This window comes from Alkalibacterium kapii, assembly GCF_007988865.1.
Lineage (GTDB): Bacteria > Bacillota > Bacilli > Lactobacillales > Carnobacteriaceae_A > Alkalibacterium > Alkalibacterium kapii.
Genome location: NZ_BJUY01000003.1, coordinates 1 through 23,900 on the forward strand (window position 1 = coordinate 1; position 23,900 = coordinate 23,900).

Sequence of the window (23,900 nt, forward strand, 5' to 3'; positions counted from 1 at the left end):
GTTCCTGAAGGGCAGGCATTACTCGATTGCGTGACCTTTACAACTTCACAATCATCTTATAGGGTACGCAATAACTTTTAATTCTTTTTTATTCATAATAGGTAGCTTTACTCTCTCCTTTTAACTCAAAATGCTTTGTTAGAACGTTCCGTATACTTTTTTTAGAAATAAGCTTTCCGCACCATTCGTATATCGTCCCTGTCTGCACTTTCTTTTCTGGGAAAAGTAAGCGAAAGTCTTTAATCTGGTCAAGAATAACCTTATGTGATACCGCTTCAGCCCCACACTCTCTACATTTCCACTTTCTACCATGATTGAGCCTTACTTCGGACATGCATACGTCACAAAAAGGCCCTTTCCTTAAATCCTGAAAATCATATTCAGGTAGCGTCACAAATTTCGTATCACTTACATGAAGCTGCTTGAGCGTTTCTGCAAACCTATGATGACATTGATTCAAACTTTTTCTCATACTGTTCAACTTAATTAAATGATAAGACAACATTGTCGGGAATATAAAGGAATCAGCAACAGGTGCTTGAAAGAGTGTAAAGCGATTGTTTATAAAGACGACAAGACCGTTTAAAGGAAAGCTTACACGTTGTTCTTCCATTAGTTGCCGGAGAAGATTCATCGATCGATTCAGTTGAAGAAGTGGATTAGAAATTTCTTTATTTGTTGAACGTATTTTAAATTTATCATCACTATAAACGAACTGGCCCTCATAATTTTTCACTTCATATATAGTAGCTCCCATAGGTGTTATCAGCAAAGTATCGATTTGGCAAGTTTGACCGTTTACCTTTAGCATCAGATCATTTAAAACAAGACAATCGCATTTCAGTGACTTCATGGCTGCGTCAAACTGGCATTCTCCTTCGTAGCCTTTCATCCTGTAATCAAGACTGGTTGTTTGAGGATTCAATAATATACTACGTTTATTCAATGCTCGAAGTACTTTCAGTTGTATCGGAAGTTCTCGTTCTTTCATTATCATTTCATCACTCTCCAATTTTCTGTTCTAACTATTATATTGTCTCTTTATTCAAAAAATGACTTTTTTATTTTAATAACAAGCGCTATTTTATGTATTTAAATCGATATAAGTTATAATAGAATTAGGCTTTATCTATTCAAAGGCAATGTTATGTTTAGACATCAATCAAAGACGTGACAGGTATTAGATTTATAAGGAGAGGATACATATGGGCAGAGGCGGCGGTCGCGGAGGCGGTTTTGGCGGGGGAGGATCCCGTGGGGGAGGTTTCGGTGGTCATCGAGGCGGTGGCGGCCGGATGGGAGGCGGCTTCGGTACTGGCCGTGGTGGCGGAAACAACGGTGGCGGTTTATTCGGTGGTGGAAACAGTAATCGTTCGGGTTATAACAGAAGACCTCGGATGGGACCGATATTCTTTGGTGGTGGCTTTGGCCGCAGACGCTATTCTTCAGGCGGTGGAGGTGGCGGCGGTTGCGGTTCTATGGGATGCGGCGGTATTTTCACAGCACTCATCTTTATGTTTATCATCTTCAGTCTCTTCACAAACTTTGACAACTTGTTAGGTAATGACAGCTCATCCAGCGTCACATCTTCAACAGTCGAGCGTGAACCCTTACCAGCGGGCTCTGTCAATGAAACGGATTACTATACGGATAAATTAGGTTGGATAGGCAACCACACACAAATGGTCGATGGCCTTCAGTACTTTTATAATGAAACAGGTGTCCAGCCACATGTCTATATTACCGATGACATCAATGTTGACGGCCAGCAAATTGTAGAAGGTAAACCGACGCCCGAAGAAATGGAAATGTTCGCCAATAACAAATACGATGAACTTTTTACAGATGAAGCGCATCTCCTGCTTGTTTTCTATGAACCCGTCCCTAACAGTTATGCGACGTATTATGTCACAGGTTCACAAGCGAGATCAGTTATCGATACAGAAGCTGGAGATATCCTTCTAGATTATCTCGATAGAAACTATTCGAACTCCAATTTCAGTGACGAAGAATACTTCAGTGAGTCCTTTAAAGATGCGGCAGATCGGATCATGGAAGTGACCACCTCCCCTTGGATTCCAGTTCTTGTGATTTTTGGCGTGCTGGCAGTGCTGTACATTCTTTTCAAGTGGTGGCAGTCACGACAACTAAGTAAAAAACGAGAAGCTGAACGGACAGAGGAAATGCTCAACCGCCCGATTGAAACATTTGGGACAAGCGAAGCCGATGAACTGGCTAAGAAATATGAAGACGATAATAATTAAATCAAAACAAATATTTTAGGAGGAAACAACATGGCAATACTAGACCGCTTTTCAGATATTATCAGTGCAAACGTTAATGCAATCATCGATCGGATGGAAAATCCGGAAAAAATGATCGATCAGTACTTACGGGATATGATGGACGATCTCGCAGAAGTGAAAAAGAATACGGCAAGCGTCATGGCGGAAGAAACACGTGCCAAGCGTTTAGTCGATGAGAATGAAGCTGAAGTTAAAAAATATGAAGGCTATGCAAAAAAGGCTTTGGAAGCCGGAAATGATGCGGATGCACGCGTCTTCCTTTCTAAAAAACAGGAACTGGAAGACACAGGAACGGGACTTGCCAATGCTTATGCAAAAGCGCACGAAAATGCTTCAAAGATGCGTAAAATGCATGATAAACTCGCTTCAGATATAAATAAATTAAGAAACCGCCGTTCGATGATCAAGGCACAAATGTCCGTTGCTGACACGCAGGAAAAATTGAACAAGGTCGACACTTCTTTAGGTAAATCCAAAGGCGCTATGAGTAACTTTGAACGTATGGAAGAAAAAGCTTCCCGTCGTTTAGATGAAGCAAATGCCATGGCAGAGCTCAATAAAGAACCAAAGGATTCAGCCCAGAAACTTGAAGAAAAATATGCTGCAGAAACAGGTTCAGCAGCTGTCGAAGAAGAACTTGAACGCATGAAACAGGATATGGGACTTTCTAAATCAAAAGAGACTCATGACAAAAACTAACTGATTCCAAAAAAACACCAGCGGACGAGTATAGAATCTCGTTCGCTGGTATTTTTATATATATTTCAGACATCGTTCTTAAAAAAATGTTACCTCAATAACGTCGATAAGGTATCTTCCAGTCATATTTAAAGGATAGAATACGTAATCCAGAAAATACGATAAACAGAATATACTGGTAAGAAATACTCTCGACACCTCCAAAACCCATGATAACCCCTATCAAGAAAATCCATAAGCCATAAATGTTTTCTCCTAGCAATATCGGTTTTCTCTGAGACATTATGTCTCGGACGATGCCACCACCAGTTGCAGTAATAAGAGCAGAAGCAACTACCGCACTTGCCGGCAGCCCCAGCGTAAGCGCCAGAATAGAACCTTTAATAGCAAAAGCTACAACACCGAATGCATCCAAAAGGTTTGTCCAAAAAACCCGTCTTTTGACGATGGGCTTAGGGAGTACGATAACTACTGTAATTGATATAACAGCTACTATAAAAAGAAGTTCCTGGTTCCAAAGCTTATAATCCGACCCACCAATCAGAACATGCTGCAAGGCTCCGCCACCAAAAGCTGTTAATAAACCAAATAAGTAGACGGCAAAAAGGTCATACTTTTTTTCCATAGCGATGATTCCGCCTTGTAAAGCAAAAGATATCGTCCCAATGATTGCAAATATATCCCACGTATCCATAGCTTCTCCCCATCTTATATTTAGTCTTCTACAAGTAACTACACTATCATTGCATCATGAAGCAATCAAGTAGAGCGGCTTCTCAGTAGGAAAATAGCTATCTTAGCTTATTTATGAGTAAATCACCAAAACTATACAACATCAGCTGCTTTGAAACACCAAAAAGCACTCCTGATCTAATGAACCGTGTTGTCCAAATGAAAAGGAGTGCTGGAGTATGTTATTCACAATATCTCGATTGAAATGGATAAACTACTATTCTAACTACTCAACATTTATCTTTCTTTTTTCTTGAAATGTTGATCAGTCTGTTATTGCCTTGATATATTCTTTTTCAAACAGCGGTTTTATAGATTGGTATTTGGAAATACGTTTGATGGCGTCGCCTAAAAGTGGCGCGACACTCAACTGTATGATCAACTCTGTATTGTTTTCTTCAGATAGGTTGATCGTGTTGGTGATGATGACCTTTTTCACTCCCGATTGCATCAAACGATCCATCGCACTATCTGAAAGAACAGCATGTGTCACGCAAACGTAAACATTCTTAGCACCCGCTTTTTTTAATGTTTCGGTAGCTTTTGTGATAGTTCTCGCGGTATCCATAATATCATCAAAAAGCACACAGTTTTTACCATCCACTTCTCCAACGAGATCATAAGTGTCTGGCTTCGTGGTTTCATACAAACGCTTGTCAATAATAGCCAGCGGTGAATCGAGCAGCTCGGCTACTTCACGTGCACGTTTCACTCCGTCATGATCTGGAGAGACCACGACGATATTTTCTCCATCCAAATCATTTTCTATAAAATGATTCACTAAAAGAGCTGTTGCCGATAAATGATCCACAGGAATATCAAAAAAACCTTGAATTTGAGGGGCGTGCAGATCAACGGTTATCAAGCGATCGATTCCTGCATGTTCCAGCATATTCGCTACAACTTTTGCTGTTATCGCTTCACGCGGTCTTGGCTTACGGTCCTGGCGTGCGTAGCCGTAATAAGGCATGACAACATTTATCGAGCCGGCACTTGCTCTTATCAGCGCATCGATCATAATAAGCAACTCCATCAAGTGGTCATTACTCGGATCATTAGTTGACTGAATTAAGTAAACATCGTCTCCTCTGATACTTTCTTCGATATTTACGGATATTTCTCCATCAGAAAATTTATCAATGTTAGCCTTACTTAATTCGACCCCTACCTCTTGGGCAATTTCTGCCGCCAGCTTGGGGTTGGAATTCATTGCAAAAATTTTTACACCTGTTTTGTTTATGTGCTTAGCCATAGCTGCCTCCAATTGGTGACCTGTACTTCTATTATTATTTTAATCGTATACACAATACAGAAAAAATGCAAGCGCTATTTTATCTGTTTTAAAGGCTGCCATTTCCAGTTTTTGACCTCTGGCATGTCGTCGCCGTACTCTCTAATATATTGACGGTGTTTTTCAAGCTGCTCATCCATTTTCTCTTCTATATCGCTTGCTTTGTCTCCGTATACAGCACGTGCTGCATTTTTGACAAGATGGAAACGGTCGATTTCATTCACCACTCGCATATCAAAAGGTGTAGTCACCGTACCATTTTCTTTGTAGCCATGTGGAATCAAGTTCCGGTTTTCTCGGTCAAAGAACAAATTCTTTAGCAGTCCATCATAACCATGAAAGGCAAAGAGAACTGGCTTGTCTGTTGTAAACAATTCATTGAAGGCCTCGTCACTTAGTCCGCGCTTGTCATTTTCAGGACTGTTCAATTTAAGCAGGTCCACTACATTGATAAAGCGTATCTTCAAGTCAGGATATTCCTGATTCAGGATCGATATCGCTGCCAGTGACTCAAGATTCGGTTCTGTTCCAGCGGCTGCGATCACAATGTCCGGATCAAGGTCCTGATCAGTACTCGCCCAGTCAATGACCATTAAGCCTTCTTCTACTAAAGTCTCAGCTTCCAAAGCTGTATAAAACTGTGGACGCGGATGCTTGCTGGACACGATCAAATTGATTTTTTGCTTGGACTTCAATACTTTGTTCATCACCGCCATTAATGTATTGGCGTCAGCCGGGAAGTATTCTCTAATATAATCAAGTTTTTTGTCAGCCAGATGTGTACTGATCCCCGGATCCTGATGCGTATAGCCATTGTGATCCTGCTGGAAAACGGTTGACGAAGCAATCACATTAAGCGATGGATACTTATTGCGCCAGTCCAGTTCATCCGCCTTTCTCAACCACTTGAAATGCTGAGTAAGCATGGAGTCGGCGATCCTTAAGAACCCCTCATAACTCACAAAAAAGCCATGGCGTCCAGTCAACGTATAGCCTTCCATCCACCCTTCTGCCTGATGTTCAGAAAGCTGGGAGTCAATGACTCGTCCGCTTCTAGACTGTGCTTCATCTTCGGGCTCTTCAATATCTTCCATCCACTGACGATTCGTCGTTTGCAGCACCGCATTCAAACGATTCGACTTCAATTCATCTGTACTGATGATACGGAAGTTGTCAGGATTTGTTTCAACGATATCTCGAGCAAACTTTCCAAACTCGGTCATATCTTTTCCTTTTTTTGCTCCAGGCGTTTCGATATCCAATGTATATTGGCGCCAGTCCGGCAGTTTCAGTTCTTTTCTGTCTTTACCGCCATTTGTGATCGGGTTTAATGCCATCCGTTTCATCCCTTTAGGGGCAATACCTCTGATGTCTTCTTTCAGCCGACCCTGATCATCAAATAACTCCTCCGGCCGGTAAGATTTCATCCATTTCACTAATACCTCACTGTATTCCATTTTCTCCTGCTCAACCGGAATCGGCACCTGGTGCGAACGGAATGTGCCTTCGACTGGTTCATCATCCCACACCTCAGGCCCCGTCCAGCCTTTAGGACTTCTTAAAATTACTACAGGCCACTTAGGCATCCCTACAGTCTGTGCAGATTTTTTGCGTGCATGCTTTTGGATATTCTGGATCGTTTCGATGGCTTCATCCATCACTTCCGCCATCTCAGGATGCATGTTATTGGGATTTTCTCCTTCAATAAATAATGGATCCCATCCCAAACCGTCAAAGTAATGACGCAGCTCTTCATTTGATTTTCGAGCTAAAATCGTTGGGTTGGCAATTTTGTAATCATTTAAATGCAGGATAGGTAAAACCGCCCCATCCGTGTATGGATTAATGAAAACATTTGAGAACCAGGATGCTGCTAAAGGACCTGTTTCTGCTTCGCCGTCACCGACCACGACGGCCGCAATCGTGTCGGGCGTATCAAGCACAGCACCTGTCGCGTGAGACAAAGAGTAACCTAATTCGCCCCCTTCATGAATCGATCCCGGAACTGAAGGCTCTGCGTGCGAACCAATGCCTCCAGGGAAAGAAAACTGCTTGAAGAGCTTTTGCATTCCTTCTTCATCTTCTGTGATATCCGGATAAATTTCAGTATAGCTGCCGTCTAAATAAGCATTGGAAAGCATAACCTGCCCGCCATGGCCCGGCCCTTCAATATAGAACATATCTAAATCATATTTATTTATCACACGGTTTAAATGCGCATAAATAAAGTTTTGGCCAGGAACCGTCCCCCAATGACCGATCGGATTTACTTTGACGTCTTCTTTTTCAAGTGGACGTTTGAGCAAGGGGTTGTCTTTCAAATAAATTTGTCCAACAGACAAGTAATTGGCCGCTCGCCACCAGGCATCCACTTTTTGTAAATAACCAGCTGATGAATACTCTTTTTCCTTCGTCATATCCGTCATTCCTTTCCTATTTTTAGTGTTATGTTTTAATTTCCTTCACAACTAAACTTTAGCATAAGCAGGCGGCTGTCTCCACGAATAGCTACTTTTAAAGTTTTATCTGTGGACAGTTTCGATATCTGGCTGGAAAACACTGCATAATTGTAAAAACGCTCTGATCAAAAGAGACCAGAACGTTTTTAGTATATGAGTTAATAAGAAATCATCACTGCAAAAATAAGTATTATTAAAGTAATAATTCCAATCATCCATGCAGATACTTTTTTCAAAAGTTCATTCTCGAATGTTTTGTTCAACAAGAAAAAGAACGCAGCAACCAAAATAGTTTCTTTAAAGAATACAGAAATAATACTATGTAACATATTAAATAAGAAATATAAACTCATTGAATCTTCAACCACAACTTTCCCTCCCTCGTATTATGACATTTTATCTCCGATGATTAAATAAACGTAAATTAGAAGAACGATGACGATAAGATACAAGTTTTTCTTCTCTATTATTTGAGGAAACTATACGTTACTTCTCCTTAACGTTTAGGTGTACATGTTTGTCGAACTTGGAAATAATCGATCGATCGTGTGTGACTACGACGATTGTTTTTCCTTCTTTATTTAGATCGAAAAGTATTTCAATAATCTTATTCGCGTTTTCGTCATCCAGATTTCCTGTGGGTTCATCAGCAAAGATTACGCTGCAGGGTTTGACGATTATTCTCGCTAATGCCACTCTTTGTTGCTCTCCTCCAGATAATGAGTATACTTTTCTGTTCTCAAGCCCGTTTAGTCCAACACGTTTGATAGCATTGTAAATATATTCTTTTTTATTTTTAGTAGTTATTGAATCATTATATTTTGCGCCAATCAAAACATTTTCATATACTGTTTTATTCTCAATCAGTGCGTAGTTTTGGAATACATAACCAATCTCTTCTCTGATGATTCTGTTTACTTTTTTACTATTGATTTTCTCTATTTTATTTTTATCCCATATAACCTTACCTTCGTCTGCTTCTTCAATTAAGCCCAAAATATTAAGAAGTGTAGATTTTCCAGAGCCTGAATCCCCTGTAATAACAATGCTGTCTTTAGCATTTATTTCAAGATGTAAGTCTGTAAATAAAGCTTTATTCCCGAATTGTTTTGTTATATTTCTCGCTTCTACTTTCATTCTAAACCTCCTCATATTTTGTTGATTCGAGCTCTTTTTATTTTATGAATATATACAATTATCATTACAGCCGACAAGATAAATAAATAGGGTAGTAAAATTAGGTACGTGTTATTTCCTGTTAATAATGAGTACAGTATGAAAATAATATTCACTGTTAAAATTTTTCCGATAAATTTTTTAGAAATTTCTAAAGTTCTATACCCCAAACTTTTGAATAATTTCATTTCTTTATTTTTCTCTAAGCTATGAAAATTGGTAAATGATATAAATACCGCCAACAAGCTAATTAATCGAGGTAATACTTCGATCCCAGCATCCCACAAAGAAAGAACGAGCCCTTCTGTGTATAGATCTTCTCTATCATTTACTTTATTAAATTCAATTTCATTTTCCAGATTTTCAATTAAAAGATAGTCATTGATTTCTTCCATCTTCCTGTCATCAATGTAAAAACCTCCGTCAGATAAATTCTTCATAAATAAATTTTCATTTTCAGAATATAAAAAAATGGGGGCTTCTTTATTTTTATAGTCTTCTATTGTGTCATTTTCAATATTTAAATAATCACTACTATCAAAAAGATAAATAACCGCATCTTCTGCATTGTTTATAAAATCTTCTTTTTTCCAGTCATAACTTTCGAAAGTTTTTACATCCATAAGAACATTGAGACGACTGCTATCCTCTATCTCTATACTTTCATTATTGATTACAAAATTTGACTCTTCAAAATACTTTTCATTAATTCTATATGCTGAATAAAGATTATCTTCATATTCCTCGAAATCTATACTTTGTGGAGTGATTACAGTTGGATCAAAATAATAAATTGCATCCATTTGATTTAAATCATCATATAAATCTATTTGTTTTTGATTATTTTCATTTTGTTCATTATTTAATTGAGCGAACTGATCAAATTCCCATTCCCTAGAATCATCATTGAATCTAATTTCCTGAACATGTTCTATATTTTTAGCATTCATTCTTATTTGAGTATAGACTTTCACAGTTTCAATCAATTCGTTCATAGGTTTTTGAATCATTGGCAGAATTACAAATATTGACAAAATTAACAATCCATAAGTTATCGTTGTAAGAGAGGTATTGATGTTTTTGTTTTTTATGAAATCACTCAACCGATATCTGTTTATTACAAGAGTAGATAAGAGGATTAGGCCAATAAAAATAACAGCTAACATCAGTCCAACACTAATAGTCATAACATTGAATTCGATTATCCTTAAGTTAACCGTTCTAAACATAAGCGCACTTAAAAATATGGGAATGAGTAATGCTGCCACTGCGCTATACACTAAATCAGCCTTGAATATGTACGACAGAATATTTACAATTTTAAATCCATTTAATTTTAATACCGCAATGTCCTTTATCCTATAAGATATGGTAAATAGAATGAACAAAATAAATAAGGTAAATGCAATGACAGATATAAATATAATACTCTTTTCCAGCTCTTCATCTCTATCATAAAAAGTATGAGATAGAGTGTTTATGCTTATATTCAAATCTGAAAACTTATCTCGAATAACACTTTCTGCTAGGACTCGGTCTTTTGCACTGAAATAAACGCTCAAATCATATTTGAGTGTATCTAAATTTTCTTCTAAATAATGAAAAGGAATCACTTCATACGTTAACCCCTTATAAAAAGTAAATAAATCAATTTTATTTTTATCTTCTTCAGAATCATTACTGACATACTTTCTTCCTTTGTAAAAATCTTTCCCCAATTTAATATTATTTGGTACCATTTCTAAAACGAATGGATCCTTACCTGCTACATAGTTTTTCATCCCTTTTATTTGTCCATCTTCTTCAATGTAGTCAGGCACTATTACAGCTAGCTCATTCTCATTGACCATTTCATCGACACGTTCGATCACTTCCAGCTTTTGATCTTCTTGCAGGGGGTCTAGAAAGTTAATTGATAAATTATCATATTGATCATTGAACCCAAAATTATTATAAACATTATAGTGATCATTTGCTGAGAATATATTTAATACAACAAAAAATAGGAGGCTAAATATTGCAAGGAGTACTATTCTAAAAACTTTTTTCATAAAATTTCCTCCTAATTTATCGAGTCTACAAATCTTATATATCTATTAGCGACTTCTCCCCACTCTTCCTCTGTTAAACCAAACTGATCTGCATTGTTGCCGCTTGCATTTTCCTGAGTAATATCAATAAGTGAATCATTTTTAATATCATATTCTAAATGAACAAAAACATCTTCAGTTAGTTCTTTTTCCTTTACAACGGAACCCTCAGTTAATATTAAAGCAAGGTCCAATTTTTCATCAACAGTATTATATGCATAATTCATATAATAGGGTTCAGGGAAATCCTCTGTACTAACAGGTAGTTGATTGCCTTCAGCCACTTTATTATTACCTACTAAATCAGATTCCATGCGATCTTTTTTCAAGAGCTCTTTCGTGAAAAAGTACTCTTTGTATATGTCTGACTTGATATTATTGTTCTTATTGAAATTAACGCTTTCATTTTCTTCTTCGTTGCTTTCTAACTCAATCACTGTATCCTCAGTTTGACTAGTCTCTTCTCCTTCACTCGATTGTTCTGAACTGCTGCATGCTGTTAACGAAAGTACAGCAACACACAAAAGTGTTTTTAAAATCATTCAAATCATCCTCCGTTATCTATTTTTTGAAACATTTATATTTGATTTACATAAATAATTTTCTATGTAAAGGTTACCATATTGTGTGATAAATTGTCATAAAATTATAAACAGCCTTTTTTGCTTGGATGTCATTTTAATTATCAAAGTCGTGGTAAGGATAAAAGGGGATCTATTTTCTTTGGGCAATTTGCTGTTCGGACATACTGGTCCCCTTTTGGGCTTGTTGCTGCCTCAAGTATAAATATTTCTTTATTCTTTACTGCCACAGTTTTTGGGTCATATTTAAGCAAAGCATGCACGGTTTCTCTTAGATGGAAAGTTTTACTATTGAGTCCTTCAAGATAAATCGACTCTATATCCTGGCAGCACAAAGAATCTGTGCATCCTGGAGACATTTTTATTTTTGCAGCATAAAGCAACATTGATCACCCCCACTCTGTTTTTTCGTCATTTATCGGCCTTAATAACTCTACTACGTACAAGTTAGCATATTATCAAATCATTTAACTTGAATTGTCATATTTGAAAACCACATAAAAATTACTCCTTAGATTGGTAAGATAGAGTTTGAATTGCCAGCAGTCATTAATAGAAAGAACGTGATCAAAGAATTAAAAAGTGAATTCAACTCTATAATAGTCGTATCACTCATTCAAATATTTTATTAAATTTGTCTGTTTTACACCATTTAACCCCCATAGTACAGAAATGACTGACATCAAAAATATAAGTAAACCAATTAAGCTTATATTTGAAATGCTAAATAGATTTTCAAACCATTTATAATATATCGATGTACTAAAGATTAGTTCATTAGATAGATAAGCAATCAGTAAAGATGTACTGAAATAAAATGAAAATAGCAATCCATTTTCAAGTGCGATAATTTTCAAAATATCTTTCTTTGTATATCCTAAACTGTACAAAACAGCTAATTCAAAACTACGGTTATTAATCTGTCCTTTATTTAAAAATGTAATGATTGTTCCAGCTAATAATGCGATAGTAGTCGAACCAATTAAAAGTATCCAAACTAACCTAGAATACATTTCAGAAAAGTCACCGTATTTCAATTCGTACTGTGATGTAAAACGGTAGGCTGGAAAAATACTTCCTAATTTATCGCTTACTATTTTTGCATTCTCTGAATCATCGAATTGAATATACATTGACGTAAAACCCGTACCGTAAGCTTTTTTAAAATTTTCATAATCTCCAATGACATTCTGATGGAATTTTTCAGATTCTGGAGTCTCTGTAAAGGTACTTTCAAGAAATTTATAATCTTCTTTATTGGTTCCGATTGCAGTATTCTCTTTAGAGTGTCCCGTATAAACTGGATATTCTCTTTGCAATTTTTTTCTATACTCAGTTCTATACACTCCACTGATCACATAATTATTTTTTATTTGATTGTCTTCACTATCCAAAACACTTAATTCGATCCTGTCTCCTACAACTTTTTGAAAGTCATTGTCTTTTTGATTTAATAATGCATAGATATCTGGAATTAAAATTTCGTTACTATTATCTGATGGGAATTTCCCTGCAATCAGATTAATATTTTCTGTATTATAATGCGTTAAATATTCAGGGGGAAGTTGTAAGCCAGTAAAATGAAAAGTCAAACGTTGATCTGTCTCTCCGGGCACGGCAGGTTGGTCAATCCATTCTGGGAGTTCACTTCGATATACAGACTCATTTAAGCGCCTCTTCTGATTATCATAATGTGTGTCTAAACCATCTGAAAATAAATATACCTGCTCAACATGTTCAATTCTGCTTACTTTATTTACATCTTTTTCTGAAAAAGCTATTCTCTCTCCATCAATCGAAGAAATGATTCCTTCCTTTTTATACTGGTCCTGTACTTCTTGTTTAAGACTTTGAGTATCGAGTACGATCGCTCGATCGCCTACTCCCTCAAAGAAGTCGCCAAAAGATTGAGTTGTACTCGCACGAAAAGCACTAAAGCCTAAAATGAATAGTGTAATGATCATGACTGTCGGAATAGCTAATAAAACATATCTTTTCTTTTCCTTTTTCAAGTTTTTCCACACATATTGACTGATTTTCTTTTTAGAATTCGGTTTATTTTCATGATATATTTTAATTTCTTTATCTATTAATTGTTTCTTTTTTGAAGTGATGTGTTTATTTTTTATTTCATAAATAATATCACCATAGCGTAGTACTTTTTCATCATGAGTGACTATAAAAACTAAAATTCCTCTATCCTTTAATTTACTTAAATATGACATAAGACGTTCCGTAGCTATACTATCCAAGTTGCCAGTTGGTTCATCCATCAATAAAAGTCGTGGTTTTGAAATGACCGCTCGTGCTATCGCTACTCGTTGCTTTTGTCCTCCGCTTAACTCATGAATATAATGATGTTTCAACTCATGAATATCTAACTCTTCAAGTATTTGATCAATCTTTTCTTCGGAATAGTCACCGGTCAAGTCGATATTATCGTATACAGTTAACTGTTTCAGGAGTTTATAATCTTGATAGACCAGCCGCATATCGTATTCACGAATCGACGCCCATTCATCATTTGTTATTTTTTCAGCAGATCTACCTAGTAAGGCGTATTCTCCAGAATAATCTTTATCCAAACCCATCAAAATATTGAAAAATGTCGTTTTTCCACTTCCGCTATCTCCTGTTAGAATATACATTTTTGACGGGTCATTAAGGCTTAGGTGAACTTCATCCAGTATCTCTTTTTCTCCATAACGTTTTCCTAAGTTTCTTAAATCGATCATTCACTTTCTCTTCCTTTCTTTAGCCAAAAAATTTGCTGGTCAGGATGTTTCACTAAATCAGAATGGGAAAATCCTCTTGCAGATCCTTCGTTGGAATAAATGTCTCCCCAGACAATACTCATTTTACTTACTTCATCAAGTCCACCTACATTTTTCAACTTAATATCGATTTTGTCATTGCTAAAAAATGTTGGCCATTTATAAATAATCACGTACAGAGTATCTTCTACAACGATTAAATTATTTACTGATACCGATTCAAATTGTCCAATATTCGCTGTTCCAGTTATTGTTGTATCACTAGAAACAGATTTTGTGTCAGAAACATGCAGCTTATTTATATCCTCGAACGGAATAATTTCAATGTTCTCACTTTGATAAATATTCAAGGCGATATACATTAAAAATACGGCTAAAACAGCAAGTAGTGTACGTATGATTTTCTTTTTCAAAATCTCTACTCCTCTCTTTAATAAAGGATATCAGATAAGATTTAATCTTTTCTTTTCTCTATCTTAAGTTCTTCTTAAGTTGTGCATATAAAAAGAGATAGTACTGAAAAATACTATCTCTAAATATCTATAATTTTATTTTGATATGTGTTCCTTTACCTAATTCACTTACAACCTCTATCTCGCCACCATGAGCTTCAATTACTTCTTTTGCAATCGACATACCTAAACCAGAACCTTTATAATCTTTTGTATTCGTCCCCCTGTAATATCGATTAAAGAGCTTGTCCAGTTCTTCGTCTGACATACCTCGACCGTCATCTTTGATGTCGATCAAAATATCTCTGTCTACTTCTGACATGCTGATTTTTACCTTTGTATCACTATCGTTATGAATTAAAGCATTATAAATTAAATTTTCAACGGCACGTTTCATCAAATCTTTATCGCAACTAAAAGTTAAGTTTTCCTCGTCTGAATAAAAGTCAACTTTTCTATCTGAATAACCTGGATGGTTTGATATATCGATAACTATTTCTTTTATAAAAACTGTAAGATTTACTGCTTTTTTATCCAAATGAATACCATTATGCATAAGCTTCTCGTTCAGACGTAGTTCCTCAATCATATCTTCCATATATACTGATTTAGCAAGGATTATTTCTGAATATTTTTTTATCTCATCTCGCGAAAGGTCATATTCTGTATCGGATAAAACCTCTGAATAGCCTTTAATTGTTGATAAAGGTGTTTTCATATCGTGTGAGATATTTGAAATCCACTTTTCTCTTTGTTTTTTTGTCTTTTCTCGTTCTATTTCACTTGTTTTTAAACGTCCAGCTAAATGATTTAAACTTGCAAAAACTCTTTTATATAATCCGTTTTCCTTGTATTCTGTTTTATAATCTCCTGCAGATAATCTCTCTACCCCACTGATAACTTTCGCAACCGGACTTGCTATTCTTTGTGAAAAGATGAAGCCCATGAGAGAAAATACTATTACTGCAAGAAAAAACATGGTAAATAAAAACTTTTTGATCATTTCCTGATCCATTTCAAATATATAGCGATTCCAACTTCCTTTGGGTATTGCCACTATATACTCGATATTATCTGTTGTTTTTCCAACGTTAAAGAGATAATTTTTTTCATAGCCTGAATATAAGTGCATAAATGTAATCTCTGTTGGTGAATAATGTTCCGCAGGATTGTCTGGTTCATTAAATCCTTGGGTAACATAACCTTCTTGATTTAAAATTTGTATCCAACCATTTTCTTCTAGCAAAGCTGCTTTTCCGTCGTCTGAAATGATAACTTCTCCGCTATCCGTCATTTTTATCTCATCCACAAAATTATAAGCAAAAGTATCTGGCGTTTCTGTATCATTATTCTGAAATGTATTTTCGATATAAGTTAAAACCATGAAAGCAGAAGCCATCAAAATGATAACGGATAGAACGATCATTAAAATATATCTTAAAGTTAATTTTATTTTCATGATTTTTCACCAGGAACAAATTTATACCCAAGACCTCTTTGAGTCAAAAAGTATTTTGGCAGTGATGGTTCATTCTCCAATTTTTGTCTTAAATGGTGCATGTGAACCATAAGTGCATTCTCATGCCCTTCGTAGCCTTTACCCCATACTCTATCCAAAATGAGCTCTTTACTCAGAATCTGGTTAGGATGCTTAACCAAAAACAGAAGTAGTTGATATTCTTTGGCAGTCAAATTAATTAAATGATTGCCCTTTGTAACTTCTGCTTTAATTTCATCAATTTCTATATCTCCAAATGTAATTAATTTTGTTTCACTGTTTTTATTTTGTTTAATCTGATCAGCCCTTCGAAATTGTGCTTTTATTCGGTAAGCAACTTCTTTTGGACTGAATGGTTTCGTAACGTAATCATCACCTCCCACACCTAAGCCTAATAGTTTATCGACATCATCAGATTTAGCCGAAAGAAATATGATCGGCGAATAAGTAAATTCTCTCAATTGTTTACAAACTTCATAACCATCCATATCTGGCAACATAATATCCAGCACAATAATGTCTGGTTCAATTGATTGCGCTATTTCAATGGCTGCAATTCCATTAGTCACTTTATGTATATTTTGAAACCCTTCTTTAATTAAAACTGTTTCCAATAAATTAAGAATATCTTCCTCATCATCGACCAGCAAAATTCTTTTTTTTGACATTTCTGAAGCATTTAGATTCAACATCGTTTTCACCTCTCGATTTAACGTAAATTTATATTATCATTTTTCACAGTAGCAGTGTCTTCTGTTTTTGTTAATATTATTTTATTTAATTCAATACTATAAGATTGACATACTAAAATCCAATACAATTTTCGTAGTCATTCATTCGCTAGTATTATACACAAAAACCTCCCTTTTAAATTTTACTTTAAAAGGGAGGTTTTTGTGAGGGGTGTCGCTCTTTAGAGCAACTATATTTTGTTTTTTTATATGCAGCCTTTGTGAAGCTTAGTCATCACTAGCATTCTAAAATTTCAAAGTCGCGGTAAGGATAAAAGGGGATCGGACTTTTTGGAGTGGTTTTCGGTTCGAACATATGGGTTTCCGGTTGGACTTGTTGCTGCCTCAAGGAAAAACTTTTCTTCATTCTTTACTGCCACAGTTTTTGGGTTGTATTTAAGTAGGGCATGTACGGTTTCTCTTAGATGATATGTTTTGTTATTGGATCCTTCAAGGCAGATCGATTCGATATCCTGACATCTTAAAGAATCTGTGCATCCTGGATACATTTTTATTTTTGTAGCATAAAGCAACATTGATCACCCTCACTCTGTTTTTTCGTCATTTATCGGCCTCAATAACTCTACTACATACAAGTTAGCATATTATCAAATCATTTAACGTGAATTGTCATATTTGAAAATCAATTAATTTGAGTCTTTATTCATATATTTATATTGACTAGTTTTTAAAGAATGGATTGTATGACCAGCTTATCTGTCTGTACTAGATTTCATTAAAAGTTATACTTAAAATAAAACAGGATTATGTTTTGTAACTTGACGATTTGAGATCAGGAAAATAATCAGAAACACCTGACAAGTTATAGACGCAGCGTTACTTGTAATAATTTCTGTTTCTAGCACGTTTGAGTAAAGTAATAGATTAATTATTAGAGAAGTCACAAAACCAATCAACGCTATTATCGATATATACATATTGTTCATGTATTTTTTGGAGTGGATAATGCCTTTTTCCTTCGCGGTCACTATATATTTGATGTTTCTTGTGAGAAAAGTCAAACATCCACCGAGAAGAATAAGTATAATTGAATATGATAACAGTACTTTCATTTTATTTTCCTCCTTTTGTAGTTATTATACCAAATAGTTGTAAATATGTTCTATAATAGTTATATCTGAATAAAAAAAAGGAGCCCTCATGGAAACATATGGTTTGACACTTAAAAAATTAGAAAAAGTTTAAATATAAACCAAAGCACTCTATCAGAAGGTATTATGTCACAATCAAATTATTCTAAAGTCGAAAAAGGCGTTATCGATATCCCTTTCACTAAAATGATTGAGTTGCTTGACCGGTTGGGCATGACGATCGATGAATTTCTGTATATTCATCATAATTATAAAAAAATCCCAGGGAAACAATTGAAGCGTATAAATCAATTGAGACCAGGAGACAAAAGTAAGATCATCGAAAACATCAATGAATTAAAAGCTATCTCTAAACCAACTCAAAGACAAGCTGAACTACTTGCGATTTTTGAAGCTCTAAATTTAATTTCAAATGATGACTATGAAGCAGCCAGCCACAAAGTCTCTATTATATGGGAACGGTTAAAAAAGCATGACACTTGGTATTTATATGATATTCGATTGATCAACAGCATCCTCTACCTTTTTCCAATCGATACAGCCGGTTCTATAGTAAACTTAGTATTGAAACGTTTGGAAAATTATAAGCATCTGGGAAATATCCATAAATTGTCTGCCAACATTCAAATCAATTATCTGCTCTTATTAATTAAAAATGATGAATATAACTTGGCATTAAGTACTGCGGAGAGGCTTATTGACTTTTCAATTAATCATCAACTTTACACTCATCTCGCAGTATCCTATGTGCGAAAAGGAATTATTTTAAAGAATTTAAACGAGAGCGATCCTTCTATGTGGTACGACAAAGGTTTTGAATTGCTAAAAGTGACTAACAACCAGAACATGATCCAGGAGTTAAACAAGGAGGTGCAGCTTTATACCGATGGCTAAAAACATAGTATGAAACCTTAAGAAGTTGGTGAATGAAGAAAATTATAATTCGGGTTTCATTTGAAAGATTAAACTGAAGATTCTAAAGACATATAAAGCAGTCAATTCAAAATGTTAGAATCAAAAGAGAGTATATTTTATTATCAATATTCCGAGTTTCCAGTTGGGTTAAATTTTAAAGCAGTTCTAATACACGGAATATTTTTGGATAAACAAATTTTATAATTTGTACGAGAGTATACCTGTTTATTCTCTGCGTGCATAAAAGGAGTGCAAGATTATGGATACCCCCATAAACACATTATCAAAAGACTATCTCGATGACATCCTCGTGCGGTTAGCCCATCATTCGGCAGCAATAGAGGGTAACACGATTTCTTTGCCTGCAACAGTTTCAATTATCTTGAATGGAACATTACCCATAGACGGAAAGGCAACTGTTCGTGAATTTTACGAGATTGAAAATCACAAACGGGCATTTGAAAATATTCTCTCGTATTTATTGAATGATGACCCACTAAAAACTGACATTGTTAAAGAAATACATTCTGATTTAACAGATCGTCTACAATATGACCGCGGACAGTTTAAAGAAAATGAAAATACGATACTAGGTGCTGAGTTTCAGACGGCCTCGCCTGCAGAAACCCCTATGCTCATGACTCAGCTTATTGATAACCTTGCCTATCGGTTAAGTGTTGCTGAATCAGAAGAAAGTAAACTGAGAGCCATTTTGGAAACGCATATTCAATTTGAACGCATACACCCGTTTTCAGATGGAAATGGACGGACTGGTCGCATGGTCATGAATTATTCTTTACTCCAGGAGGGCTTTCCGCCTTTGATTATCGAAAAAGAGCACAGAGCGACTTACATTGAATTACTAGCTACTCAAGATTTAAATGGATTTACAACTTTTGCAAAGGAAATCATTAAGAAAGAAAAGAAACGGATGCAAGCATTTAAAAATAAGGAATTAAAGCAAATAAATTTTGAAGGAGATAGTTCTTTATAATAATAAAAAGAGACACTTACGTAAAAAAGATAGTGTCTCTTTTAATTCGTTCTTATGATTTTAAACTAAATCATCATACGGCTTACAGAAAATTAGTAGTGATAATAAGGATGATATATTTAGTACTAAATCACTTAGTCATGCAACTCCCACATTTTTATAAAATATATTTTTGATCTCCCTAAAATATATTAAATTTTTCAAAGATATCGTATGCTTTCTTATACTCTGTCATAAGGACTTGAAGTGAGTTTGAGTACTACATGAAAATTACAAATCATCTATTTTCATTCTTTCTATTTCTTTTTTCAAACTCATTTTATTTCTTTCACTTCGATAGATACCGACTAAAATAACTGTAGGTATATTATTCACTAAGAATACGTACCCGAGGCTTAAATAATCTGTTGCATCCATCTCCTGATTTTCAACACTTATAATCACATCTTCGGATTCATTAATAACCTCACCGGATTGCTCATCTATATTAACTGAACTTCCGATTTCTGTAGTAGTTCCACCGCTAAAAGAATACCATCCTAAAACGGCCAAAAGAGAAGAAATAAAAAAGAATGCAGGTAGTATAAGTCCTAGATATTTATTTTTACTTCGTGATAACCTTATTTGAACAAATATGACAAGGGCTATGACTCCGACTACAATTAATAAAGAAAAAAGTAAATTAATAGGTATATTACTCATTTATCCCAGTCCTTTCTATATGTTTACGATATTCACTAATCAGGATTTTCGCTGCTTCAAAATCGATTTTATCATCGATCGCATAGCGTTTGATCAAAGAGATATACGAATTCTCTTCAATCTTATCCTCCATTTCGACTTTTTGAATCAATTTATCTAGACGAAGGCGAACGGTTGGATATGTCACATCATACTCTTTAGCCATCTCTTTGAGAGACCCAGAACTCAATATAAAGTTTTTTATAAATTTGACGTCTTCTTCTTCCAAATTAATCATCCAGTCGGGCACGACTTTTATAGTCATAACATATCTCCTTCCTTTTTTTAAAGCATACCATTTAATATTATTAAAGTAAATATTTAATAATGTTATTTATTTTATTTATGAAATCAAAAAAATATGAAACCACTATACTGAGAGTGTTTTCATATTTTTCTTGACCCATTCACTTTCTTTTCCTTATAATTCAAAATGATCTTTTATCATTTTTGCAACGTCTTTTGCACAAGACGAAGAATTATCTATTTTCATATAGTTACTAAACTGAATTTCTCCATCATAACTCACACAGCGATAATTTTTGTCATCATTTATCAATCGTTGATTTGATGCATCGATATTTCTTTTTGAATATTTGTTTTTCAACCGGTTTTCTGTACTGTTTCTCTGTAGTCTCGTTTCTTGAGGAGCAACAAGTTCAACATAGTAGACTTCAGCTCCTCTATTTTCAAATATCCCAGTGAGGTGTTCGATATAATCCCAATCTGATTGCTGATCAAATGCCCACATATATGTAAATATCAATCCGTAATTATCTGTTTTGGCAAACTCCAAAAATATAACTTCTCTCATACTCTTTATTGCTTCACTATGAAAATAACCAAAAACATCGATAACTGGTTCGATCGTCATATGATTATGAAACAATCTCAAATCTGTAATTTTCATTAGTTCTTGGCCGACTGTCATTTTACCTACAGATGTATTCCCTACTAGTAAAATCAATTTCATCATTTAATCTCCTCTTTTTACTCAGCATCTCCATCTGGCTTATCCTTTTCAGATAAATATGTCATAATTTGAAAGATAATAAGTCCTGTTCCGATTCCAAAGGTTAAGTATATAAGGACATTAAGTGTATCCGGGGTGTAAGTCAGCGCCTGAATAAACGCTTCCTTACTCCATGATCCTCCTATGCCTACCATTGCTGCAGATAATATTTTTGCAGGGTAACATTCGGCTTTTGATTTTTAAAACTCTTTTTTATTTAAATCACAGAAACTGATTACTTTAACTAGTGTCTTAAACCTTGTCTAATTACAGTATATCTTATCTACCTGCTTGCAATAACTTTTTTTAGTTGTTTCTTTACATCTTCTAAACATCTGAAACAACTTCTCATTTACACCGTAGTTTCATAGTCTTATTGTATGCAAGCAAAGCTATTGAGCAATAACTCTGCTTATTTACGATAAACATGTTATCGTGTATTTATTCTGTTAAAAATCTCAATCATGTGTCTAAAAAAACAAACTGTGAAAGGACAATAAATATGTCAATCAAAGAACAATGGCGCATTACAGACAGTATCACTGCTGATTGGTCCGACCTGACTGACCCTGGTTTCCCAAATTATCGCGCCAATACATTCGGACCTATAGAAGCTGAAGATTTGCTTGCAGAAAATAAACATACATGGATAAAACGTATTTAATATAAAAAACATACAGATTATAGAATATGGAGGACATTATGTCATTTGATTGGAAAAATTTTTTATTAGGTTCTCTTACCTCAATTATAGGTATTACTTTTATTAGTTTCGGAGCCGCACTCAGTGAAAAAATGAATATGGGACTTGACCCATTTACAGCGATCAACAGAGGTGCCTCTTCATTACTAGGCTTTAGTTTAGGAAACTATCAACTTGTCGTTAATCTTATAATCCTGATGATTGTGTTTTTGATGAAACGTTCGTTGATTGGCTGGGGTACGATTTATAATATGATATTAGTAGGTTATCAAGTAGAATTTTTCAATACTATCTTCAGCAACATTTTTAATGTAGAAGCCATGGGGTTACTTTTACGCTTGATTGTCACAGTTATAGCCATCTTGATATTCACTTTTGGTGTCGCGATTTATATGGATACGGAACTGGGCGTCTCACCATATGACGCCATTGCTCCATTAATTACTGATCGAACGAGCTGGTCATATACACCTGTACGTGTTGGGCAAGATTTACTTGTAGTTGCGGGTGCCTTCCTGCTTTCTGGTCCTGTTGGTATATCGACAATTATCACTGGTTTTTTCGCCGGACCACTGATTAACTTTTTTTCTAAAAGAGTTTCTCAACCCCTTTTAAAAAATTTAACTCAATCATAACATCTCAAATAATGACAGTTAGTCCGTTATCATTTACTGTTTCGACATCAGTTAATTGGATTATAAAGTAAAACACGTTAACCATACTAGTTATATCTAAAGTGGTTAACGTGTTTTATTTACAGAGAGGCTTTTAAATATTTAAATTAAATTACTGTTATCATTTCTATTCCTGAGTTGTCGAATCTCATCACTATTTATTCTTTATGTAAAGCCCATAAAATCTATTTTCTTTAAATATAATAGGTTCTCATAAGAAAAATTTGTTACCAAATTGAAAATGGACAAAATAAAACTTATTTCATCTCTTCAACTACTGTCATAAAACCATCTTTAAAACCAGATAGAAATTCAATTAAAACGAATAACAGCGCAACAAATAATAGAATCTTTAAAACTATTTTTAAGTTCTTTTTCATATTTGCTCACCTCCTACTAATTATTCTAGAACATTTTCGAATAGTATTTTCATTCAATTACCTTAAGGCCTACTCAATGTAAAACAATCTATTCTTCAGTACCAAAAAGAATAGGGACTAAAAGACCAATTAGCAAGAACAAAGATGACAAAGCCTAGAATACCTAGTAATATCGACATGGATTCCCAGGATGAAGAATCTCTTTTATTATTTTCCATTTAGAAATCCTATTGTTCTAAATCTCAGACCAAATTGGCTGATTGTCGAAACAAATATAACTGTAGGCTCCCGCAATTCATCTTTATACGCTGTTATTTTTTCGTCAATTAACTGAGTCATTGTATTCTTTCTATCTTGAGCTGCTCTATATTCGTCAAACGCATTCGCTGTATCCCCTCTTGAAGAGCACCAAGAAATAAAAGCAAAAATAATTAAAATAACTGATGTTTCAAGCATCATATTCTCTCCTTTACTAAATCTGTTTATTCTAACTAATATTACATGAAGTTTAAAAATTAATTTCTCTTATTATAACAGTTTCACTTAGTGATTTAGTTTTTATTACTGTTTTTTTATTTAT

Annotated in this window: 24 protein-coding genes; 6 read left to right on the forward strand and 18 right to left on the reverse strand. The window is 34.9% G+C overall.

Annotated elements, in window-relative coordinates; translation table 11 throughout:
* Positions 1-88 precede the first annotated feature (88 nt).
* A complete protein-coding gene (locus AKA01nite_RS01705; RefSeq protein WP_146923189.1) occupies positions 89-997 on the reverse strand; it encodes a nuclease-related domain-containing protein in 909 nt (302 codons plus the stop codon).
* A 208-nt stretch (positions 998-1,205) separates the two neighbouring features.
* Here AKA01nite_RS01705 and AKA01nite_RS01715 point away from each other — a divergent pair, with 208 nt between their 5' ends.
* The gene (locus AKA01nite_RS01715) at positions 1,206-2,264 is read left to right on the forward strand and encodes a hypothetical protein (RefSeq protein WP_281282431.1); all 1,059 of its coding nucleotides are present in this window, start codon (positions 1,206-1,208) and stop codon (positions 2,262-2,264) included.
* Between the two features lie 30 nt (positions 2,265-2,294).
* Positions 2,295-3,005 carry a PspA/IM30 family protein gene (locus AKA01nite_RS01720; protein WP_146923193.1) on the forward strand — a complete coding sequence of 237 codons (711 nt, stop codon included), beginning with the start codon at positions 2,295-2,297 and terminating at the stop codon, positions 3,003-3,005.
* Positions 3,006-3,099: 94 nt separating this feature from the next.
* Here the strand turns inward: AKA01nite_RS01720 and AKA01nite_RS01725 are convergent, their stop codons facing one another.
* The 12 genes from AKA01nite_RS01725 to AKA01nite_RS01780 all read right to left on the reverse strand — a co-directional run bounded on the left by AKA01nite_RS01725 (position 3,100) and on the right by AKA01nite_RS01780 (position 16,750).
* Positions 3,100-3,699, reverse strand: a complete 600-nt coding sequence (locus AKA01nite_RS01725; protein WP_146923195.1) for a trimeric intracellular cation channel family protein — start codon at positions 3,697-3,699, stop codon at positions 3,100-3,102.
* Positions 3,700-4,002: 303 nt separating this feature from the next.
* Positions 4,003-4,989, reverse strand: coding sequence for a ribose-phosphate diphosphokinase (locus tag AKA01nite_RS01730; RefSeq protein WP_146923197.1), 987 nt, complete (start codon positions 4,987-4,989; stop codon positions 4,003-4,005).
* Between the two features lie 74 nt (positions 4,990-5,063).
* The gene (locus tag AKA01nite_RS01735; RefSeq protein WP_146923199.1) at positions 5,064-7,445 is read right to left on the reverse strand and encodes a phosphoketolase family protein; all 2,382 of its coding nucleotides are present in this window, start codon (positions 7,443-7,445) and stop codon (positions 5,064-5,066) included.
* Between the two features lie 200 nt (positions 7,446-7,645).
* Positions 7,646-7,855 carry a hypothetical protein gene (locus tag AKA01nite_RS01740; protein WP_146923201.1) on the reverse strand — a complete coding sequence of 70 codons (210 nt, stop codon included), beginning with the start codon at positions 7,853-7,855 and terminating at the stop codon, positions 7,646-7,648.
* Positions 7,856-7,973: 118 nt separating this feature from the next.
* Complete coding sequence (locus tag AKA01nite_RS01745; protein ID WP_146923203.1) at positions 7,974-8,624, reverse strand: ATP-binding cassette domain-containing protein; 651 nt, start codon at positions 8,622-8,624, stop codon at positions 7,974-7,976.
* 11 nt (positions 8,625-8,635) lie between these two features.
* Positions 8,636-10,714 carry a bacteriocin-associated integral membrane family protein gene (locus AKA01nite_RS01750; RefSeq protein ID WP_146923205.1) on the reverse strand — a complete coding sequence of 693 codons (2,079 nt, stop codon included), beginning with the start codon at positions 10,712-10,714 and terminating at the stop codon, positions 8,636-8,638.
* A gap of 11 nt (positions 10,715-10,725) precedes the next feature.
* Entirely contained in the window at positions 10,726-11,295 is a 570-nt protein-coding gene (locus AKA01nite_RS01755) for a hypothetical protein (RefSeq protein ID WP_146923207.1), read from the reverse strand.
* 143 nt (positions 11,296-11,438) lie between these two features.
* Positions 11,439-11,720, reverse strand: a complete 282-nt coding sequence (locus tag AKA01nite_RS01760) for a hypothetical protein (protein WP_146923209.1) — start codon at positions 11,718-11,720, stop codon at positions 11,439-11,441.
* Between the two features lie 222 nt (positions 11,721-11,942).
* Positions 11,943-14,069, reverse strand: a complete 2,127-nt coding sequence (locus tag AKA01nite_RS01765) for an ABC transporter ATP-binding protein/permease (protein WP_146923211.1) — start codon at positions 14,067-14,069, stop codon at positions 11,943-11,945.
* Positions 14,066-14,521: a hypothetical protein gene (locus AKA01nite_RS01770; RefSeq protein ID WP_146923212.1), complete on the reverse strand. Its 456-nt coding sequence runs from the start codon at positions 14,519-14,521 to the stop codon at positions 14,066-14,068. The genes AKA01nite_RS01765 and AKA01nite_RS01770 overlap by 4 nt, the downstream gene beginning before the upstream one ends.
* A 127-nt stretch (positions 14,522-14,648) precedes the next feature.
* Complete coding sequence (locus AKA01nite_RS01775; protein WP_146923214.1) at positions 14,649-16,019, reverse strand: sensor histidine kinase; 1,371 nt, start codon at positions 16,017-16,019, stop codon at positions 14,649-14,651.
* Positions 16,016-16,750 (reverse strand): response regulator transcription factor, encoded by a 735-nt coding sequence (locus AKA01nite_RS01780; protein WP_146923216.1) that lies wholly within the window; start codon positions 16,748-16,750, stop codon positions 16,016-16,018. Before AKA01nite_RS01780 ends, AKA01nite_RS01775 begins: the two co-directional genes overlap by 4 nt.
* A gap of 1,229 nt (positions 16,751-17,979) precedes the next feature.
* Here AKA01nite_RS01780 and AKA01nite_RS01790 point away from each other — a divergent pair.
* Together AKA01nite_RS01790 and AKA01nite_RS01795 are read left to right on the forward strand one after the other, a co-directional pair.
* A complete protein-coding gene (locus AKA01nite_RS01790; protein WP_281282434.1) occupies positions 17,980-18,795 on the forward strand; it encodes a helix-turn-helix domain-containing protein in 816 nt (271 codons plus the stop codon).
* 280 nt (positions 18,796-19,075) lie between these two features.
* Positions 19,076-19,810, forward strand: coding sequence for a Fic family protein (locus tag AKA01nite_RS01795; RefSeq protein ID WP_146923220.1), 735 nt, complete (start codon positions 19,076-19,078; stop codon positions 19,808-19,810).
* 270 nt (positions 19,811-20,080) lie between these two features.
* Here AKA01nite_RS01795 and AKA01nite_RS01800 read toward each other — a convergent pair whose 3' ends face one another.
* From AKA01nite_RS01800 to AKA01nite_RS01810, 3 genes are all read right to left on the reverse strand, one after another.
* Positions 20,081-20,512, reverse strand: coding sequence for a LysO family transporter (locus AKA01nite_RS01800; protein WP_146923222.1), 432 nt, complete (start codon positions 20,510-20,512; stop codon positions 20,081-20,083).
* Positions 20,505-20,816: a DUF2089 family protein gene (locus AKA01nite_RS01805; protein ID WP_146923224.1), complete on the reverse strand. Its 312-nt coding sequence runs from the start codon at positions 20,814-20,816 to the stop codon at positions 20,505-20,507. The genes AKA01nite_RS01800 and AKA01nite_RS01805 overlap by 8 nt, the downstream gene beginning before the upstream one ends.
* Before the next feature lie 156 nt (positions 20,817-20,972).
* Positions 20,973-21,527: a DEAD/DEAH box helicase family protein gene (locus AKA01nite_RS01810; protein ID WP_222592459.1), complete on the reverse strand. Its 555-nt coding sequence runs from the start codon at positions 21,525-21,527 to the stop codon at positions 20,973-20,975.
* 538 nt (positions 21,528-22,065) lie between these two features.
* Here AKA01nite_RS01810 and AKA01nite_RS01815 point away from each other — a divergent pair.
* Positions 22,066-22,227 carry a hypothetical protein gene (locus tag AKA01nite_RS01815; protein WP_246116961.1) on the forward strand — a complete coding sequence of 54 codons (162 nt, stop codon included), beginning with the start codon at positions 22,066-22,068 and terminating at the stop codon, positions 22,225-22,227.
* A 38-nt stretch (positions 22,228-22,265) separates the two neighbouring features.
* Positions 22,266-22,901, forward strand: a complete 636-nt coding sequence (locus tag AKA01nite_RS01820; RefSeq protein WP_146923228.1) for a YczE/YyaS/YitT family protein — start codon at positions 22,266-22,268, stop codon at positions 22,899-22,901.
* Positions 22,902-23,197: 296 nt separating this feature from the next.
* Here the strand turns inward: AKA01nite_RS01820 and AKA01nite_RS09400 are convergent, their stop codons facing one another.
* Positions 23,198-23,320, reverse strand: a complete 123-nt coding sequence (locus AKA01nite_RS09400) for a hypothetical protein (protein WP_281282432.1) — start codon at positions 23,318-23,320, stop codon at positions 23,198-23,200.
* Between the two features lie 207 nt (positions 23,321-23,527).
* A complete protein-coding gene (locus AKA01nite_RS01825) occupies positions 23,528-23,776 on the reverse strand; it encodes a hypothetical protein (RefSeq protein ID WP_146923230.1) in 249 nt (82 codons plus the stop codon).
* Between the last annotated feature and the right edge of the window lie 124 nt (positions 23,777-23,900).